This is a genomic window from Methyloversatilis discipulorum, from assembly GCF_000385375.1.
Taxonomy (GTDB): domain Bacteria; phylum Pseudomonadota; class Gammaproteobacteria; order Burkholderiales; family Rhodocyclaceae; genus Methyloversatilis; species Methyloversatilis discipulorum_A.
In genome coordinates, this window is record NZ_ARVV01000001.1 from 2,438,007 (window position 1) to 2,455,782 (window position 17,776).

General features: G+C 66.5%; 22 protein-coding genes. 9 read left to right on the plus strand and 13 right to left on the minus strand.

Translation table 11 applies throughout. The annotated features are described in order from the left end of the window. Window position 1: 1 nt before the first annotated feature. From METRZ18153_RS0111470 to METRZ18153_RS0111480, 3 genes are read right to left on the minus strand one after another with little or no spacing between them, the layout of a single operon-like run. Window positions 2–658: a site-2 protease family protein gene (locus METRZ18153_RS0111470; RefSeq protein ID WP_020164871.1), complete on the minus strand. Its 657-nt coding sequence runs from the start codon at window positions 656–658 to the stop codon at window positions 2–4. Window positions 659–693: 35 nt separating this feature from the next. Continuing rightward, complete coding sequence (locus METRZ18153_RS0111475; RefSeq protein ID WP_019918066.1) at window positions 694–1,320, minus strand: L-threonylcarbamoyladenylate synthase; 627 nt, start codon at window positions 1,318–1,320, stop codon at window positions 694–696. Between the two features lie 36 nt (window positions 1,321–1,356). Further along, complete coding sequence (locus tag METRZ18153_RS0111480) at window positions 1,357–2,214, minus strand: 3',5'-nucleoside bisphosphate phosphatase (protein WP_020164872.1); 858 nt, start codon at window positions 2,212–2,214, stop codon at window positions 1,357–1,359. Between the two features lie 81 nt (window positions 2,215–2,295). Between METRZ18153_RS0111480 and gcvH the strand changes: the two genes are divergently transcribed. Beyond that, window positions 2,296–2,673, plus strand: a complete 378-nt coding sequence (gene gcvH, locus METRZ18153_RS0111485; protein ID WP_020164873.1) for a glycine cleavage system protein GcvH — start codon at window positions 2,296–2,298, stop codon at window positions 2,671–2,673. A gap of 36 nt (window positions 2,674–2,709) precedes the next feature. Here the strand turns inward: gcvH and METRZ18153_RS0111490 are convergent, their stop codons facing one another. From METRZ18153_RS0111490 to ppx, 6 genes are read right to left on the minus strand one after another with little or no spacing between them, the layout of a single operon-like run. Further along, on the minus strand, window positions 2,710–3,426 hold the full coding sequence (locus METRZ18153_RS0111490) for a GAF domain-containing protein (RefSeq protein WP_020164874.1): 717 nt from the start codon (window positions 3,424–3,426) through the stop codon (window positions 2,710–2,712). After that, window positions 3,423–4,013 carry an ABC-type transport auxiliary lipoprotein family protein gene (locus METRZ18153_RS20210; protein WP_020164875.1) on the minus strand — a complete coding sequence of 197 codons (591 nt, stop codon included), beginning with the start codon at window positions 4,011–4,013 and terminating at the stop codon, window positions 3,423–3,425. The genes METRZ18153_RS0111490 and METRZ18153_RS20210 overlap by 4 nt, the downstream gene beginning before the upstream one ends. A 12-nt stretch (window positions 4,014–4,025) precedes the next feature. Continuing rightward, window positions 4,026–4,994, minus strand: coding sequence for an MlaD family protein (locus METRZ18153_RS0111500; protein WP_020164876.1), 969 nt, complete (start codon window positions 4,992–4,994; stop codon window positions 4,026–4,028). Between the two features lie 2 nt (window positions 4,995–4,996). Next, entirely contained in the window at window positions 4,997–5,767 is a 771-nt protein-coding gene (locus tag METRZ18153_RS0111505; RefSeq protein WP_020164877.1) for an ABC transporter ATP-binding protein, read from the minus strand. Then, window positions 5,764–6,885, minus strand: a complete 1,122-nt coding sequence (locus METRZ18153_RS0111510) for an MlaE family ABC transporter permease (RefSeq protein ID WP_020164878.1) — start codon at window positions 6,883–6,885, stop codon at window positions 5,764–5,766. Before METRZ18153_RS0111510 ends, METRZ18153_RS0111505 begins: the two co-directional genes overlap by 4 nt. A gap of 8 nt (window positions 6,886–6,893) precedes the next feature. Then, window positions 6,894–8,396, minus strand: a complete 1,503-nt coding sequence (gene ppx, locus METRZ18153_RS0111515; RefSeq protein WP_020164879.1) for an exopolyphosphatase — start codon at window positions 8,394–8,396, stop codon at window positions 6,894–6,896. A 155-nt stretch (window positions 8,397–8,551) separates the two neighbouring features. Between ppx and ppk1 the strand changes: the two genes are divergently transcribed. Together ppk1 and METRZ18153_RS0111525 are read left to right on the plus strand one after the other, a co-directional pair. Continuing rightward, on the plus strand, window positions 8,552–10,648 hold the full coding sequence (ppk1, locus tag METRZ18153_RS0111520; RefSeq protein WP_020164880.1) for a polyphosphate kinase 1: 2,097 nt from the start codon (window positions 8,552–8,554) through the stop codon (window positions 10,646–10,648). Window positions 10,649–10,725: 77 nt separating this feature from the next. Continuing rightward, window positions 10,726–11,124: a hypothetical protein gene (locus tag METRZ18153_RS0111525; protein WP_232416029.1), complete on the plus strand. Its 399-nt coding sequence runs from the start codon at window positions 10,726–10,728 to the stop codon at window positions 11,122–11,124. A 65-nt stretch (window positions 11,125–11,189) separates the two neighbouring features. Here the strand turns inward: METRZ18153_RS0111525 and METRZ18153_RS0111530 are convergent, their stop codons facing one another. Beyond that, window positions 11,190–11,672: a hypothetical protein gene (locus METRZ18153_RS0111530; protein WP_020164882.1), complete on the minus strand. Its 483-nt coding sequence runs from the start codon at window positions 11,670–11,672 to the stop codon at window positions 11,190–11,192. 204 nt (window positions 11,673–11,876) lie between these two features. On the opposite strand from METRZ18153_RS0111530, the gene METRZ18153_RS0111535 reads away from it, so the two are divergent. From METRZ18153_RS0111535 to METRZ18153_RS0111560, 6 genes are all read left to right on the plus strand, one after another. Then, window positions 11,877–12,221 (plus strand): Spx/MgsR family RNA polymerase-binding regulatory protein, encoded by a 345-nt coding sequence (locus METRZ18153_RS0111535; protein WP_020164883.1) that lies wholly within the window; start codon window positions 11,877–11,879, stop codon window positions 12,219–12,221. Beyond that, entirely contained in the window at window positions 12,218–13,090 is an 873-nt protein-coding gene (hslO, locus tag METRZ18153_RS0111540; protein WP_020164884.1) for an Hsp33 family molecular chaperone HslO, read from the plus strand. Before METRZ18153_RS0111535 ends, hslO begins: the two co-directional genes overlap by 4 nt. A gap of 62 nt (window positions 13,091–13,152) precedes the next feature. After that, window positions 13,153–13,953 (plus strand): septum site-determining protein MinC, encoded by an 801-nt coding sequence (gene minC / locus METRZ18153_RS0111545; RefSeq protein WP_020164885.1) that lies wholly within the window; start codon window positions 13,153–13,155, stop codon window positions 13,951–13,953. A gap of 20 nt (window positions 13,954–13,973) precedes the next feature. Continuing rightward, window positions 13,974–14,789, plus strand: a complete 816-nt coding sequence (gene minD, locus METRZ18153_RS0111550; RefSeq protein WP_081629099.1) for a septum site-determining protein MinD — start codon at window positions 13,974–13,976, stop codon at window positions 14,787–14,789. 2 nt (window positions 14,790–14,791) lie between these two features. After that, on the plus strand, window positions 14,792–15,049 hold the full coding sequence (gene minE / locus METRZ18153_RS0111555) for a cell division topological specificity factor MinE (protein ID WP_019918050.1): 258 nt from the start codon (window positions 14,792–14,794) through the stop codon (window positions 15,047–15,049). Then, on the plus strand, window positions 15,046–15,843 hold the full coding sequence (locus METRZ18153_RS0111560) for a fused MFS/spermidine synthase (RefSeq protein WP_020164887.1): 798 nt from the start codon (window positions 15,046–15,048) through the stop codon (window positions 15,841–15,843). The genes minE and METRZ18153_RS0111560 overlap by 4 nt, the downstream gene beginning before the upstream one ends. Window positions 15,844–15,916: 73 nt before the next feature. Here the strand turns inward: METRZ18153_RS0111560 and METRZ18153_RS0111565 are convergent, their stop codons facing one another. The 3 genes from METRZ18153_RS0111565 to acuI form a co-directional block, all read right to left on the minus strand. Next, on the minus strand, window positions 15,917–16,240 hold the full coding sequence (locus METRZ18153_RS0111565) for a c-type cytochrome (RefSeq protein ID WP_019918047.1): 324 nt from the start codon (window positions 16,238–16,240) through the stop codon (window positions 15,917–15,919). Window positions 16,241–16,252: 12 nt separating this feature from the next. Continuing rightward, on the minus strand, window positions 16,253–16,570 hold the full coding sequence (locus tag METRZ18153_RS0111570; RefSeq protein WP_019918046.1) for a c-type cytochrome: 318 nt from the start codon (window positions 16,568–16,570) through the stop codon (window positions 16,253–16,255). A 126-nt stretch (window positions 16,571–16,696) separates the two neighbouring features. After that, complete coding sequence (gene acuI, locus METRZ18153_RS0111575; RefSeq protein WP_020164888.1) at window positions 16,697–17,686, minus strand: acrylyl-CoA reductase (NADPH); 990 nt, start codon at window positions 17,684–17,686, stop codon at window positions 16,697–16,699. Window positions 17,687–17,776: the final 90 nt, after the last annotated feature.

The window sequence follows — 17,776 nt, forward strand, 5'->3', positions numbered from 1 at the left end:
TTCAGAAAAGCAGGGACATCAGCAGCGCGTTCGCCAGCACGAGCAGCGGACGCAGGATGTCGTCGAGTACGTGCGACACCAGCAGCGCGATCAGGATGAACATGCCGTAAGGCTCGATGCGCGCGAACACCATCGACAGGCCACGCGGCAGCAGGCTCACCATGATGCGTCCGCCGTCGAGCGGCGGTATGGGCAGAAGGTTCAGCACCATCAGCACCAGATTGATCAGTATGCCGGCCTTGGCCATCAGCAGCAGTGGCTCGGCAAAGTAGTGGCCGGGCATGCCGAGCGCCAGCTTCATTGCCAGCCCCCAGCCAAGTGCCATCACCAGATTGGCGGCCGGACCGGCCGCTGCAACCCAGAACATGTCCTGCTTCGGGCGACGCAGCCGCGAGAAATCGACCGGCACCGGCTTGGCCCAGCCGAACAGCAGGCCCTCGTGACCCGCCATCGCGCCGACGAAATACATGACCAGCGGCACCAGTATCGTGCCGATCGGATCGATGTGCTTCAAGGGGTTGGCGGTGATCCGGCCGGCCAGATGCGCGGTCGGGTCCCCCTTCATCAGTGCGGCGTATCCGTGGGCCGCCTCGTGCAGCGTAATGGCAAGCACGACCGGCAGCACGATGACCGCCAAGCGTGCAATGCTTTCGTCCATAGGCGGGCGGATGCTAGCAGAACGCGGGCGGCACGTCAGTCCAGGCCGAAGCGCGCGACGTCGCCCGCGCCGGCCCGTACGAGTTCGGGCGTGCCCGACGACAGGTCGATCACCGAGGTCGGTTGCGTGCCGCAGTGACCGGCATCGATCACCAGATCAAGTTCGTGCTGCAGGCGCTCGCGGATGTCCTCGGCGTCGGTCAGCGGAAGATCCTCGCCGGGCAGCAACAGGGTCGAGCCGAGCAGCGGTTCGCCCAGCGCCTCCAGCAAGGCCGACACGACCGGATGGTCCGGCACCCGCAGGCCGATGGTCTTGCGCTTCGGATGCAGGATGCGCCGCGGCAGCTCGCGCGTCGCCTCCAGAATGAAGGTGTAGGGCCCCGGTGTCGCGCTCTTGAGCAGCCGGAACTGTGCGTTATCGACCTTCGCCAGAGTGGCGATTTCAGACAGGTCACGGCACATCATCGTGAAATGATGATGCACATCCACGTCGCGGATGCGGCGGATGCGCTCGAGCACGCGCGCATCGCCCATGTGGCCCACCAGCGACCAGGCGCAGTCGGTCGGAATGGCCGCCAGCCCGCCATCACGGAGGATGTCAGCGGCGTGTCGTATCAGTCGGGGTTGCGGATTATCGGGGTGTACGGTGAAAAGCTGTGCCACGTGGATGCATTCGTCAGAGGGTGTGGAAAAGCGGCGTCAGGCCGGACAGGCGACCCTCGAGCCGAGCTCAGGCGCATGCCACACCGGCTCGACACCGGCCGGCAGATGGGCGCCTCGTCCAAGGTCGATCGGACTTTCGTCCGGCGCATGGAAGTCGGACGCGCGCGAGGCGTAGAAACCGAAATCGCGGGCCAGCCGGGCGAAATTCCTGACCTCGGTCTCGCCGTGCGAGCCGGACACCACTTCGATGGCCTGCCCCCCGGCATCACGGAAGTCGCCCAGCAGGCGCAGCAACTGATCGCCGGAAATGCGGTAGCGGCCCGGATGGGCGACCACGGCGACGCCGCCGGCGCCGCGTATCCACGCCACCGCCTGCTCCAGCGCCGTCCATTGGTGTTCGATGTAGCCGGGGCGACCGCGCACCAGATAGTCGCGGAACACCGCATGCACGTCCTGCGCATAGCCCTGCTCGACCAGCACGCGAGCGAAGTGCGAACGACCAACGAGCGACGGATTGCCGGCGTGGCGCATCGCGTTGGCGTAGGCGTCGCGCACCCCCAGCGCTTCGAGCGCTTCGGCCATGCGCAACGCGCGCTCGTCGCGGCCGCTGCGCACACTGGCCAGTCCCTGCTCCAGCGGCGCGTGGCGCGGATCGATGCCGAGCCCGACGATGTGGATGGTGGTGCCGTGCCAGGTGACGGAAATCTCGACGCCATTAATGAAACGCATGCCCAGTACACGCGCCTGCTCGCGCGCTTCGTCTAGTCCGCCGAGATTGTCGTGATCGGTGAGCGACCACAGTTCGACGCCGTTGGCCGCGGCGCGCGCGGCGAGCGCGGCCGGCGACAGTACGCCGTCGGAGTGGCAGGAGTGGCAGTGCAGGTCGGCATTCATAGCCTCGGGATTCTAGCAGGCGGCCGCTGACGCTCCTGCGCGGCTACAATCTCGCCCGGTCAAACCCACCAGGAAACAGCAATGAATCATCCGGACAATCTTCGCTACACCGACACACACGAATGGGTCAGGGTCGAACAGGATGGCACCGTGACGGTCGGCATCACCGACCACGCGCAGGATGCCCTCGGAGATGTGGTCTTTCTGCAGCTGCCCGATGTCGGCCGCACCGTCGCCCGTACCGAGGCGATGGCGGTGATCGAGTCGGTCAAGTCGGCCTCCGATATCCACGCCCCGGTGTCGGGCACGGTCACCGCGGTCAATGCCCCGGTCGCCGATCAGCCCGAATCGGTCAACCAGGATCCCTACGGCGCCTGGCTGTTCGTCATCAAGCCCGACAATGCGGCGGAACTGGACGAACTGCTGAGCGCCGACGCCTACAGCGCCTCGCTCGGCTGACGCGACGCGGCGCCGGCCAGCCCCGGCGCCGATGATTCACTGCCGGCCGCGCTCCATGCGCTGGCCGTGCTTGCGCAGACTGGCGGACAGCTGGTCGATGATCTCGCCCGCAGCGCCGACGATCTGGTTGTTGCCGAAACCGGCCGCCTTCATTTCCCGATAGAAGGATTTAGCCAGCATGCGCGCCACCTGCGCCGGCTGAGCTGCCCCTTGCGAGAACGCTTCCGCGAGCGCCGTCACCTCCTCGCCCTGCAGAGCCCTCTGCGCAAACTCCGATTTGACCAGGAAAGCCAGTTGCGCGGTCTGCACCGACTTGCCGCCGAACAGCGCGAGGCAGTCGAGCATGCCCTCCTCCATTTCCGTGAATGGCGGCTGGCCGCGACCGCGTCGCACGTTGATCACGCCCAGTATGCGTCCGTCGAGCGGCAGCGGCGTGCAGATGAAGCTGCCGCCCTCGCCGCGCGCCCAGCCGCCCGCCTGAGGCGCGTCGGCGTCGATGACACGCCGCACCCGGCCGCTGGCGAACACCTCACCCGCCACCGAACTGCCGCTGCTGATCCGCGCATTGACCACTTCCTGCGCCAGTTCGCCACGCCAGGCTGCAATGCCCAGCACGGCCTCGTGGCCCTCGCCGTCGGCCAGCATGATGGTGACGCGTTCGCACGGCAGGCGCGCCCAGCATGCCTCCGCAACCTGATCCAATGCCGCCTGCAGCAGACCGTTGTCGCGTGGTGCTGCATTTCCCGGATTCATGATTCACACCTCCTGCTCAGCCCTTCAGCCTCCGCCCGATCGAGCCAGTCGGCGATCCGCACACCGAGCGCATCGACGCCCCGCGACAGCGCAGCAACGCCGGACGGCGCATCGGCACCGGTCGCCTTCTCGGTCAGCGAGAAGCGGATGCGGTCGACGATGGTCCTGCCGTTGGCGCCGACCAGTGTGGCGACCCCGGATATCAGCGCGGCCGACTCCTGCGGCTGCTCGAACACCTGTATGAACTCGTCCAGCTCGACCACCAGACGACAGGTCGACGGCGCCCCCGGGCTGTCCAGCATGCGTCGCAGCGCGACTGACAGCAGTTCGGCCGGTGGTGCCGCCCAGCGGCTCAATGCGTAACTGCGCCGGCGCGTTTCGCTCTCGTACGCAAGGCGATAGTGGATGGCAGTGCCGTCCAGCCAGTTCGGCGCACGCACATCGGTCAGCACCGGCACGCGCGCCAGCGGGCGCGCGGCACGCTGGCTGCCCAGATCGTGAAGTTCCGGCGTCGGCGAACGCGGCAGCAGCGGCCCGCAAGCGGCCAGCGTGATCGACAGCAGCGCGCTTGCCCAAAGTGCTTTCATCTCCGATGCTCCTCAGTCGCGCGCTCTGCCGGCGGCGGGTTCGAAACCGGGCTCGCCGGGCCCCGGCTGTTGCGTCTCGCGCCCGAGCAGCAGCATCTGTGGCGAAGACTCGAGTTCGCCCAGCACACGGCGCAACTGGCGGGCGTCGCGGTTCGCCTCGTCGAGCAGGGTCTGCAGCCGCGGCAAGGTGTCGCCGTTGATCTGCTGCCCCATGCTGGCAGCCAGCGCGTCCAGCCGCGATGACAGCTGCTGCATCGATGCCAGCGCGATTCGCAGTTCCTGCGCCAGCGGCTCACCCTGGGCGCTGACTGCTTCCAGCTGACTGAGAATGCGCCCGCTACGTTCGAGATTTTCAGCCGACAGCAATGCCTGCGCACGCTGCAGCGTTTCACGCAGATCGCCGGCGACCCCCGGCAGATGGACCAGCGTCCGGTCCAGGTGCGCAGTCGCCGACTGCAGGCTGCCCAGCGTCGCACCTATGCGTTCGAGATTACGGTCGTCGAGCAGCACATGCAGCCGCAACAGCACCTGACGCATCACGTCCATCGTGTCGCTGGCCTTGTTGCCCAGTCCGCCGAACTGCGAACCGCGCAGCGGGATGCGCGCGTCGGCCGGCGACAGCGGCGTCGGGTCGGAGCCATCGTCCGTCATCTCGATCAGCGCCAGACCGGTCACGCCGAGATAGCCAAGTTCGGCGCGCGTGCCTGCGGTCACCGGATAGCGCGCCGGAATCGAGATGCGGACATGGATTTCGCGCGGGTCGTCCGGGTTGATGGAAATATCTCTCACCTTGCCGACACGGATGCCGCGGTAGCGCACCTGTGCCTGAGGACTCAGGCCACCGACATCGGCCGTGGTCACCAGCAGATACTCCTGTCCGGCGTCATCCCCGCTCGACAGATACCAGATCGCCAGCCCGACGGCGACGCTCATCAGCAGCAGGAACAGACCTGCAGCCAGTGCGTGGGCGCGGCTTTCCATGATCAGCTCCCGCTGCGCGCGAGCACGCGCGACATGCGTTCGGCGCAGAAGAAACTGCGGATGAAGGGATGATCGTGTTTCATGACGTGATCAAGTGGACCGTAGGCGAGTATACGTCGCTCGCCGAGCACAGCGACCTGTGTCGCCAGCGCAGCCAGTGTGTCGAGATCGTGGGTCACCAGCACCACGGTCAGACCAAGCTGATCACGCAAGCGGCGGATCAGCGCGACAAAAGCCTCAGAGCGGTCCGGATCGAGGCCGGCTGTCGGCTCGTCGAGCAGCAGCAGCTCCGGTTCGAGCGCCAGCGCGCGCGCGAGTGCAACCCGCTTGATCATGCCGCCCGACAGTTCGGCCGGCATCAGCCAGGCATGCTGCGGTTCCAGTTCGACCATGGCCAGCTTGATCATGACCAGATCGTTGATGGCATCGCGATCGAGCCAGCGCAGCTCGCGCAGCGGAAAGGCGATGTTCTCCAGCACGTTGAGTGCGGAAAACAGCGCACCCTGCTGGAACAGCACGCCGAAACGACGCCGCAACTGGCGGTCGGCCAGCGCATCGCCGGAAAAGAGCGGCTGACCGAACACCCTTATCTGTCCCTGCTGCGGCCGCAGCAGGCCGATCACCTGGCGCAGCAGCGTGGTCTTGCCGCTGCCCGAACCGCCGACCAGCGCGAGCACCTCGCCGGCCGGCAGCGCGAGATCCAGTCCGTCATGCACGACATTGCTGCCGAAGCGCGTGACCAGCCCGCGGATGTCGATGACCGCGTCGTTCATGTCGGCATGCCGATGTGGCGCGTGGCAATGGCGAACACCGCGTCGACCAGGATGACGCAGGTGATCGCACTGACCACCGAACGCGTCGTGTTGGCCGACAGACTCTCGGTGTTCGGCTTGACCGTCAGTCCGAAGTGGCAGGCGACCAGCGCGATCACCAGCCCGAAAGCGAGGCCCTTGCCCAGGCCGATGTAGAGATTGGCGATCGGCACTACGCGCGGCAGCGTTTCGAGAAAGAAACCGTAGCTGATGTCCAGCTGTATCGACGCCGCCACCATGCCGCCGAACAGCGCCGACGACGAGGTCCACAGCACCAGCAGCGGCATCGCCGCGAGCAGCGCCAGCACCTTGGGCAGCACCAGCCGCAGCGTGGCCGGCACGCCCATCGTGGTCAGCGCGTCGATCTCTTCGGTCACCCGCATCACGCCGAGCTGCGCCGTCATTGCCGAGCCGGAGCGTCCGGCCACCAGCACCGCCACCAGCACCGGCCCCAGTTCGCGCACGATGCCGATGCCAAGGATGTTGATGATGAACACGTCGGCGCCGAAGGTTTTCAGTTGCAGCGCCGACAGGTAGGACAGCACGACGCCGATCAGGAAGCCCACCAGCGCGGTGATCGGCAGCGCCGTCACGCCGGTCTTGTACAGATTGGCCGACAGCTCGCGCAGCGGCGCGTCGTGCGGGCGACGCAATGCGGCGGCGAGATCGAACAGCATCTGGCCGGTCAGCGCAATCATGCCGATCAGCTGCCGCCACAGCGCGATGCCGACGCGACCGAGCGCGACAACCGAATCGCCGAAACGTGATTGCGGTGCGCTGGCACGGCGGCGTACTCCGAGCGTCGCAGCCGATTCCAGCATCCTGCGCGTGCGCGGATCAGCCTCCAGCCGCTCAGGCAGCCGGTCGCCCCAGCCGCGCCACAGCACGCTGGCGCCGAGCGAATCGAGACGGCTCACGGCGGCGAGATTCCAGCTCTCGATCTCACCTGCTTCGGCCGCGGCAAGTTGCGCACGCAAGGCGTCGAGGCGCCCTTCCAGTCCTGTCAGCGTCCAGTCGCCGGCAAGCACGGCAATGCGCAACGGCCCGGACATCTCGAACTCGATCGTCGGGACGCCCATGCTTGCGTTCAGGCGGCCGACTGGCCTTTGCCGCGCTGCGGCCGCAGCCGCAGCTCGATGCCTATGGCCGCCCACAGCCGCTGTTCGTCGTGCAGGCTGGCGGCCGTCAGCGGTGACGCCGACAGCCACTCGGCGCGAGCCGACATGACGTAGCCCGCGCCACTGCGGTCGAGGCGCAGCGGCAGTTCGTCGTAGTCGTCGCGGCTGCGATGCAGCAGCACGGCCAGCCGCAGACAGAGGATGAGCGGCCAGTCGCGCAGGTCGGCGGCGGCGGAATTCACCTTCTCCAGCTTGCCGCGGTGCGCCAGCACCAGCCGCGCGAGTCGCGCCTGGTCCATGCGCGAGAAGCCCGGCATGTCGGCGTTGCCGACGATGTAGGCGCTGTGCTTGTGATAGCCGGCGTGCGCCACCGAAATGCCCAGTTCGTGCAGGCGCGCCGCCCAGCTCAGCAGGTGCAGATCCGGATGATCGTCGCCGGCGTCCGGCTCAAGCTGCCGGTAGAGCTTGAGCGCCGTGGCGTGGACACGATCGGCCTGCCGCTGGTCCACCTGGTAGCGGCGCACGAACTGCAGCACCGTCGCATCGCGCAGGTCACGATGGTGATAGCGCCCGAGCAGGTCGTACAACACACCCAGCCGCAGCGCCCCCTCGGAGAAACTCATGCGTTCGAGTCGGAAGGCGTCGAACACCGCCGACATGATGGCAAAGCCGCCGGCCAGCACCGGCAGGCGGTCAGGACGGAGCCCGGCGACGCCCAGACGGTTCACGTCACCGACGCGCAGCAGCAGCGAACGCAGCTTGTCCATGCCTTCACGCGTCAGCGCGCCCTGGCACCAGCCGTTCAGTTCCATGATGTCGAGCAGCGCGCGCGCAGTGCCGCTGGAACCCACCGCCTCGTCCCAGCCGAGCGAACGGTAGTCCTGCTCTATGGTTTCCAGTTCGCGCCGCGCCGCCAGTTCGGCTTCGCGCAGCGACTTCTTGTCCATGCGACCGTCGGGAAAATAGCGCAGGCTGAAGGCGACGCAACCCATGTAGAGCGATTCGAGCGCCATCGGCTCGAAGCTGCGACCGATGATGAACTCGGTAGAGCCGCCGCCGATATCGACCACCAGTTGCTGGCTGGATGGATTGGGCAGCGTGTGGGCAACGCCGACGTAGATCAGTCGCGCCTCCTCGCGCCCGGCGATCACCTCGATCGGGAAGCCGAGCGCCGCCTCGGCCTGCGGCAGGAACTGCGGCGCGTTCTTCGCCACCCGCAGCGTGTTGGTGGCCACCGCGCGCACCTGGTCAGGCGCAAAGCCGCGCAGACGTTCGTTGAAACGTGACAGCGCCTCCAGGCCCCTGAGCTGCGACGCCCCATCGAGCAACTTGCCGTGCCCCAGACCGGCCGCGAGGCGAACGGTTTCCTTCACGCCGTCCAGCGGGTAGATCTGGTCATCGATCACCCGCGCCACCTGGAGCCGGAAACTGTTGGACCCGAGGTCGACGGCGGCGAGAAGTTCGTAGCTCATGCGGCGGCGCAATAAAAGAGATCAGCGCGGAGTGTAGCAGCGCGCAAGCCGCGCGCCGTCACGCACGAGGCGCCCGGACGCTGTAATAATTCCATAGCACTTGTGTCACAAAATACCGGGTCGCATAACAACAACTTCAGAGACAGAAACCGATCATGCCGTCCATCCTGCCGGTGCCGCGCTACGCACCCGATCACTTCATCAACCGCGAACTGTCGCTGATCGCCTTCAACCGGCGCGTACTGGCGCAGGCGGCGGACGAGCGCGTACCGCTGCTCGAACGGTTGAAATTCCTGTGCATCGTGTCGAGCAACCTCGACGAGTTCTTCGAGGTCCGCATCGGCGGCCTGCGCGAACACATCCGCATGGGCGCCCGTGGCGTCACCTCGGATGGCCGCTCCGCGCAGGAAGCACTGCGCCTGATCGCTGCCGAGGCGCATCAGCTGATCGCCGAACAGTATTCGCTGCTCAACGACGTCATCCTGCCGCTGCTGGAAAAGGAAGGCATCGTGTTCCTGCGCCGCGGCGACTGGACCGAAGCGCAACGCGACTGGGTGCGCGACTACTTCATGCGCGAGCTGATGCCGGTGCTGACGCCGATCGGGCTCGACCCCTCGCACCCCTTCCCGCGCGTGCTGAACAAGAGCCTGAACTTCGCCGTCGAGCTGGAAGGCCGCGACGCCTTCGGCCGCAGTTCGCGCTACGCCATCGTGCAGGCACCGCGCGCGCTGCCACGCGTGATCAAGCTGCCGAAGGAACTGACCGGCGTTGACCACGGCTTCGTGTTCCTGTCGTCGGCCATGCACATGAATGTCGGCGACCTGTTCGAAGGCATGAACGTGCTCGGCTGCTACCAGTTCCGCGTCACCCGCAACTCCGACCTCTTCCTCGACGAGGAAGAGGTGAAGAACCTGCGTCAGGCGCTGCAGGGCGAACTGCCGCAGCGCCATTACGGCGACGCCGTGCGGCTGGAGGTCGCGGACAACTGTTCCGAACACATGGCGGATTTCCTGCTGCAGCAGTTCAACCTGACGCGCGACGACCTCTACCGCGCACCGGGCATCGTGAACCTCGTGCGCCTGATGCAGGTGCCGGACTGGGTCGAGCGCCCGGACCTGAAGTACCCGCCCTTCGTACCGCAGGTACCGCGCACGATGGAAAAGCGCTACGACATCTTTGCCATGATCCGCAAGCAGGACCTGCTGCTGCATCACCCCTTCCAGTCCTTCAAGCCGGTGATCGACCTGGTGCAGCAGGCGGTCGACGACCCTGAAGTCGTCGCGATCAAGATGACGGTGTACCGCACCGGCACCGACTCGGTGCTGATGGAAGCGCTGGTGCGCGCCGCACTGAAGGGCAAGGAAGTCACCGTCGTGGTCGAGCTGATGGCGCGCTTCGACGAGGAAGCGAACATCAACTGGGCGTCGCGCCTCGAAGAGGCCGGCGCACATGTCGTGTATGGCGTGTTCGGCTACAAGACGCACGCCAAGTTGCTGATGGTCGTGCGGCGCGAGCAGGTGGATGGCGTGCACCGCTTCCGCCGCTTCGTGCACCTCGGTACCGGCAACTACCACCCGCGCACCGCCCGCTTCTACACCGACTTCGGCCTGATGACCGCGAACGAGCAGATCGGCGAGGACGTGAACGAGGTTTTCAAGCAGCTGACCGGCCTCGGCCACGCGGGCACGCTGACGCACCTGTGGCAGGCGCCCTTCACGCTGCACAGCAATGTGATCGCCGCCATCGGGCAGGAAGCGGAGAACGCGCGCGCCGGCCGCAAGGGCCGCATCATCGCCAAGATGAATTCACTGGTCGAGGACGAAACCATCGAAGCGCTTTACGCGGCCAGTCAGGCCGGCGTGGACATCGACCTCATCGTGCGTGGCGTCTGCGCGCTGCGCCCGGGCGTACCCGGCCTGTCGGACAAGATCACCGTACGCTCGGTGGTCGGCCGCTTCCTCGAACATTCGCGCATCTATCACTTCCACGCCGACGGCGAAGAAAAGCTCTACCTCGCCAGCGCCGACTGGATGGAGCGCAACTTCTTCCGCCGCATCGAGGTGGCTTTCCCGGTGCTCGATCCGAAGCTGAAGCGACGCATCATGAAGGAAGGCCTGCGCCCGTATCTGCTGGACAACAGCCAGTCCTGGGAAATGGAACCGGATGGCCGCTACCGGCGCCGGGTATCGCGCGCCGCGCGGCATTGTGCGCAGGACACCCTGCTGGCCGAGTACTCGCGCGGCGCGCTCTGAGTCCGGCTGCGCGCTCAAGCAGCGGCGTGCGCTGCCGTAAACCGGGTGTGTGCCCAGTTTCCGGAAGCGCTTCCAAGGTGAAAGCTGTCCCCTCCATCGTGCTGATCGCGTGCGCAGTCCTCGTGACTGGGTGCGACAAGTTGCCCATTCCCGATCCCAATCGCGCCGCGGCGCAGAAGGAGCTGGAGGCCAAGGCCGTCGGCGGCGCCTGCCGCCACGCGGGCCGCGCACTCGAGGACTGTTACGCCTTGAATCCGAAGGCGTCGAAGGCCGCCATCTTCGCCGGTTGGCGCGAGATGAACGACTATATGACGCAGAACAAGATCGAGGTCGTGCTGCCGACGGTCAACCCGAAGAACGCCCGCAAGCTGAAGCCGGTCGACGCCGAAACGGTCGCCGACGAGGCAGTGGTGGACGAGGCACCGGCCGCGAAGGAAACACACGGCAGCCGGAACCCGGCGCTGACCGCAGGCTGATCCTCGGACGACAGGACAAAGAAAAAAGGCCCGGTGACTACCGGGCCTTTTTTCTTTGGAACGACTCAGCGCGTGCTGACCAGTTCGCTCACGTCGCGTCCGTCGACCCTTACCCGGGCCAGCGTCACGTCACCTCCGTCCATGCCCAGCGGTTCGATGCTGACTCGACCGGAATCGAGCAGTTGCTGCAAACGCTGCTTGGCCATGCCTGAGGCACCCGCCATTTCAATCCCCTCCAGACCGGCGGCGCGCACCCGCACGCCATCGGCGTAGAAGGTGCTGCCATCCACCGCATAGTGACGCTGCGCCGGCGGCTTCGGCGGGCGGAAGGCCGGCACCGCGACAGCAAGCGGCGCCGAGCGCTTGGCCGCGGCCTGCACGGTGGGCGAAACACGTTTCTTGGAGGCGATCTTGGCCGCAGGGCGGACCGCCGACTTGACCTGCTTGCCGCTGGCGACCGAACGCGCGGCAAGCGCGACATCGGCGGCAAACATCGAAAATCCGAAAACCAGCGTCAGGGCATAGAGGCCCGGGCGTCGAAACATCATGCACGTCTCCCACTGTTGATGCCGCGAACGATCTTAAAAAGCCGATCAATTTCGCGTGCCAGTTTGTTGTTTCGGATAAATTTTCCAAATCTTAACCATTGCAGCACGATGACGCCAGCCCCGGGAGGGCAATTGTCACCCGCAGCAGCGGCGGGCCGTGCGACGTACAATGCGCGCTCTGCGGATTTCACCCCTGTACGCCCCATGCTTCGCGTCTTCGGTATCAAGCGCTGCGACACGATGTCGCGCGCCTTCGCCTGGCTTGCCGACCGGCACATCGATTTCCAGCTGCATGACTACAAGAAGGACGGCGTGCCGGCAGACGCCCTGGCCGACTGGATACGCCGCGCCGGCTGGCAGGCCGTCGTCAATACGCGCGGCACCACCTTCCGCAAGCTGCCGCCCGACCAGACCACCGACCTCGACGCCGATCGCGCGTTCGCGCTGCTCAGCGCCAACCCGTCGGCCATCCGCCGGCCCATCGTCGATCACGGCGGCGAACTGCTGATCGGTTTCGATCCGCAACGCTGGGCGGAGGTGCTCGGATGAGCGCGACTGACCTGATCCAGCGCTTCATGTTCGAAGGTCTGGACATACGCGGCGCCCGCGTACGCCTGTCTGAAGGCTGGCAGTCCATGCTGCGTGGCCGCGGCTACGGGCCCGTCGTGACGCGCCTGCTCGGCGAGGTGACCGTGGTGTCGCTGATGGTGGGCGGCCAGCTCAAGCAGCCGGGCCGGCTGACCGTTCAGGTGCGCGGCAATGGCGCGGTGAGCATGCTGGTGGTCGATTGCGACCAGCAATTGCGCATCCGCGGCATGGCGAGTGCGCCGGCCGATCTGGTCGAAGCACCGCTGCCCGAGTTGCTGGGCGACGGCCATCTGGTCATGACCATGCAGCCGGAAAGCGCGCCTACGCCCTACCAGAGCGTGGTACCACTCGAAGGCGCGACGGTGGCCGAGGTGTTCGAACATTTCCTCGAACAGTCCGAACAGCAGCCCACCGCACTGTGGCTGGCTGCCGACGGCGATACGGCGAGCGGACTGTTCCTGCAGAAACTCCCGGGCGCCGACCAGCGCGATCCCGACGGCTGGGCGCGGGTGTGCCATCTGGCCGCCACGGTGACGCCGAACGAACTGAAGACGCTGGACACCGAAACGCTGCTCGGACGACTGTTCCACGAGGAGATACAGGCAGGCGGCATCCGCGTGTTCGAAGCACAGACGCCCCGCCATCACTGCCCGCGCGACGAGGAAAAGGTCCGTCGGCTGGTGCTGTCGCTGGGCCGCGCCGAGGTCGAATCCATCCTCGCCGAGAAGGGCGAGCTGCACATCCATGACGACATGTGCAATCACGACTACCGCTTCAGCGCGGCCGACATCGCCCGCCTGTTCGGCGATCCGCCGGCTGCAGTGCATTGAAGAGCCGTGTTGCCCGCAGGTCGGGCACTGAGTAGACTTTCGACATTTCCCGCGGACTCCCCATGGCGCGCAAGCCCGATACTTCGGCCATAGAACTCAAAAGCGCCACGCTCGAAGCGATGCGTGCCGTGCTGCGCAGCGACGACTGCTCGGCCATCGCCGCGGCGCTCGACGCACGGCTCGGCAACATGCCCGGCTTCTTCTCCGGCGAACCGGTGGTGATCGACTGCAGCGAACTGCCGGCCGACGCCCGCCCCGACCTGCCAGCCATCCGCGACGCACTTGGCCGGCACGCGCTGACCGCCGTGGCCGTGCAGGCCGCGTGCGATGAGGCGGCCGACGAAGCGCGCGCGCTCGGCATGGCCGTGCTGGCAGCCGAGAGCGCGCCGCGCGCCGTACCGGCGCCCACACTGGAATCCGCGCCAGAAACGCCGGCCCCGGCACCCGAGCCCGCACCCGCACCCGAGCCCGTGGCCGCAAGCGCGCCGGAAGCCGTGGTCACGCAGGCCCAGCGGCGCACCGAAATCATCGACAAGCCCTTGCGCTCCGGTCAGCGCATCTACGCGCGTGGCTGCGATCTGGTGGTGCTGGCCATGGTCAGCGCCGGCGCCGAAGTGATCGCCGACGGCAACATCCACGTCTACGCGCCGCTGCGCGGCCGCGCGCTGGCCGGCGCCTCGGGCGACACGCAGGCGCGCATCTTCACCACCTGCTTCGAGGCGGAACTGGTGTCGATCGCCGGCGTGTACAGGACCTTCGAACACACGGCCAGCGGCGAACTGCTGCGCCGACCGGCGCACGTGCGCCTGGAAGACCATTCGGACAAACAGGTATTGACCGTCGCCGCTTTGGCGACCACCTGAATCACAAGAGGGAGAACACAGTGACCCGTATCGTAGTCGTCACATCCGGCAAGGGCGGCGTGGGCAAGACCACGACCAGCGCCGCGTTTTCGTCCGGCCTCGCACTGCGCGGCAAGAAGACCGCGGTGATCGATTTCGACGTCGGCCTGCGCAATCTCGACCTCATCATGGGCTGCGAACGCCGCGTGGTGTATGACTTCGTGAACGTGATCCACGGCGAAGCCAACCTGACCCAGGCGCTGATCAAGGACAAGCACTGCGAAAACCTGTTCGTGCTGCCCGCCTCGCAGACGCGCGACAAGGACGCGCTGACCGAAGAAGGCGTCGAGAAGGTGCTGAAGGACCTCGCCGACATGGGTTTCGACTACATCGTGTGCGACTCGCCGGCCGGCATCGAGCACGGCGCGGTGATGGCGCTCACCTTCGCCGACGAGGCGGTCATCGTGACCAATCCGGAAGTCAGTTCGGTGCGCGACTCGGACCGCATACTTGGCATCCTGCAGTCGAAATCGCGCCGCGCGCGCGACGGCCGCGAGCCGGTGAAGGAACATCTGGTGGTCACCCGCTACTCGCCCAAGCGCGCCGTCGAAGGCGAAATGCTGAGCCACGTCGACGTGCAGGAAATCCTGCGCATCCCGGTGCTGGGCGTGATCCCGGAATCGGAAATCGTGCTGCAGGCCTCGAACCAGGGCACGCCGGCCATCCACATGGAAGGCAGCGACGTCGCCCAGGCGTATGAGGACGTGGTTGCGCGCTTCCTCGGCGAAGAGCGCCCGCTGCGCTTCGTCGACTACGAAAAGCCCGGCCTGCTCAAGCGCCTGTTCGGAGGGAAGTAAGCATGTCCCTGCTTTCCCTGATCTTCGGCCAGAAGCAGAAGACCGCCTCGATCGCGAAGGAACGCCTGCAGCTCATCATCGCGCGCGAGCGCGGATCGAACTCGGCGCCCGACTTCCTGCCGGCGCTGCAGCAGGAACTGGTCGCGGTGATTTCGAAATACGTGCGCGTGAACCCGGAAGACATCAAGGTCCAGCTCGAAAAGCAGGACAACTACGAGGTACTCGAAGTCAACATCGTGCTGCCCGAGCAGCGCAATTGAACCTCGCTTCGCTGTTGGGCAGCGGCCGCACGAAGACACCGCGCAACTCGATAGACGTGTCCGAGGCGGCCGGCGTGCGCTACCTGCACTTCGGTTCCGAATGGGTGCAGGGCGCGATGCGCGTCGCGCGCCCGTTCGCGCTCGAGCTCGAGTACACGCGCGAAATGATGCTGCCGCTGCTGTTCGCGCCGCACGACGCATGGCCTGCGCGCGTGCTGGTGATCGGGCTGGGTGCTGGCTCGGTCACCAAGTTCCTGCATCGTTACTGCCCGCAGTCGGACATCACCGTGGTCGAGATCGATCCGCGCATGCCGGCCGTCGCGGCGATGCATTTCCGGTTGCCGGCCGAGGATGAGCGTCTGCGCATCGTCATCGGCGACGGCGCGAAGTTCGTCGCCGAAACCGAGACGGAATGGGACTTCATCCTGGTCGACGGCTATGACCACCGGGCGCGCGCCAATGCGCTCGATACCGCCGCCTTTCACCAGCACTGCCGCACGCACCTCGCCGCCGACGGGCGCGTCTGTCTGAACATGTTCGGTCGCACGCGCGGCTTCCGCGCCAGTGCGCAGCGCCTGATCGACGCCCACGACGGGCGTGCGCTGGTGCTGCCGTCACTGGATGAAGGCAATGCGATCTGCGTCGCCGGCGGCACCGAGGTGATCGACCTGTCGCTCGACACCTTGCGCGAGCGTGCGCGCCAGCTGCGCGCGCAGACCACGCTGAATCTTGCACCGACCTTGAGCCGGCTCGAAAAGGCCGGTTACTGCCCGGGCGGACGCCTCAAGCTCTGAACGGCGCCGCACGGCCGGCGGGCAACAAAAAAGCCGGCAATGCCGGCTTTTTTGTTGGAGCAGAGACGCAAACTCAGCGACGGGTGACCAGCGGACCGGCCTGCGACGCGAAGTAGGCGGCCAGATCGGCCATGTCCTGATCACTCAGCGCACCTACCTGAGCCGCCATGATGGCGTTCTTGCGCGTGCCCTTCTTGTACTGCTGCAGCGCCTGCAGCAGGTAGTCCTCGTGCTGACCGCCGATGCGCGGGAAAGCCGGTGCCGGGCTGTTGCCGTCGGCACCATGACAGGCGGCGCAGGCAGCCGACTTTTCCTTGCCCTTGGCGGCATCGCCAGCGTGGGCGACGGACATGCCCACCATGGCGGCGAGCGCAACGAATGCGAATTTCTTCATCATGGCCTGCGTTCCTTATTTCTGGGCGCCGTAGTAGGCAGCGAGGTCGGCCATGTCCTGCTCGGTCAGGCTGGCAGCGATACCGGTCATCGTCGGGTGCTTGCGGTCACCGTTCTTGTAGGCCTGCAGCGCGGCAACGATGTACTCCGGGTACTGACCGCCGATGCGGGGCACCTTGTAGGTCTTCGGGAATGCGGTCTGGTAGCCCGGAATGCCGTGACAGCCGACGCACATCGAAATCTTGTCCTTGGCTGCGTCGGCATTGCCCTCGGCAGCGAAGGCGAGCGGGCTGGCGCAGACGGCTACGACAGCAAGAAGGGTCCTGGCGCTCATCGAGTCTCTCTTCTTATGGGTTGAAGTGGATTCCTGCAAAATCGCGGCGCAGTTTAGCCAAGTACTTGATGAGCGTCAAAATTAGTGCGCCGCAACAGTGCTTGGCAACCGCGCCGCCGGTGCTCCTCAGACCACCGAAGTGTCGACGACGAGACGGCCGCGCACCTGACCATCGATGAATCGTGGGGCCACGGTGATCACATCGGCCAGCGGCACCACCTGCGTGATGCGGTCCAGCAGGTCCATCGGCATGTCGCGCACGATGCGTGCCCAGGCCGCCTCGCGCGGAGCGCGGGCGACGGTGACGCTGTTGATGCCGTACAGCGTGACGCCGCGCAGGATGAAAGGCGCCACCGTGGCCGGGAAGTCCATGCCCTGCGCCAACCCACAGGCCGCCACCGCACCGTTCTCGCGCGTCGCCGCGCACGCATTGACCAGCGTGTGCGAACCGACGCTGTCGACGACGCCCGCCCAGCGCTCCTTCGCCAGCGGCCGGCCGGGCGCCGACAGCGTGGCGCGGTCGATCACCGATTCGGCGCCCAGCGATTTCAGGTAATCGGTCTCCTCCAGCCGGCCGGTGCTGGCCACCACGCGGTAACCGAGCCTGGCGAGCAGCGCCACGGCAACCGAGCCGACGCCACCGCTGGCGCCCGTCACCAGCACCTCGCCATCACCCGGCTGCAGGCCGTGACGTTCCAGCGCCATCACGCACAACATGGCGGTAAAACCGGCGGTGCCGACCGCCATCGCATGCTTCGCATCCAGCCCCGCCGGCAGGCCGACCAGCCAGTCGCCCTTCACCTGAGCGCGCTGTGCCAGACCGCCCCAGTGACCTTCGCCGACGCCGAAGCCGGTCAGCACGACCGGGTCGCCCACCTTCCACAGCGGGTGACTGCTCTGTTCCACCGTGCCGGCGAAATCGATGCCCGGCACCATGGGCCACTTGCGCACGATGGGGCTGCGCCCGGTGATGGCCAGCGCGTCCTTGTAATTGAGGCTGGACCAGCTGACGGCGACGCGCACATCGCCTTCGGGCAGCGCTGCGTCGTCGATATCCTTCAAGCTGGCGATCGTCTTGCCGCCCTCGCCCTGCTCCAGCAATATGCCCTTGAACATTCTTTCTTTCCTCCGGTCGTTAGCCCGGGAGCGTCGATGACGTGTCCCGCTGCCGGCGAAGCATACTGCAGCTCGGCCGTAAGGTTTTCC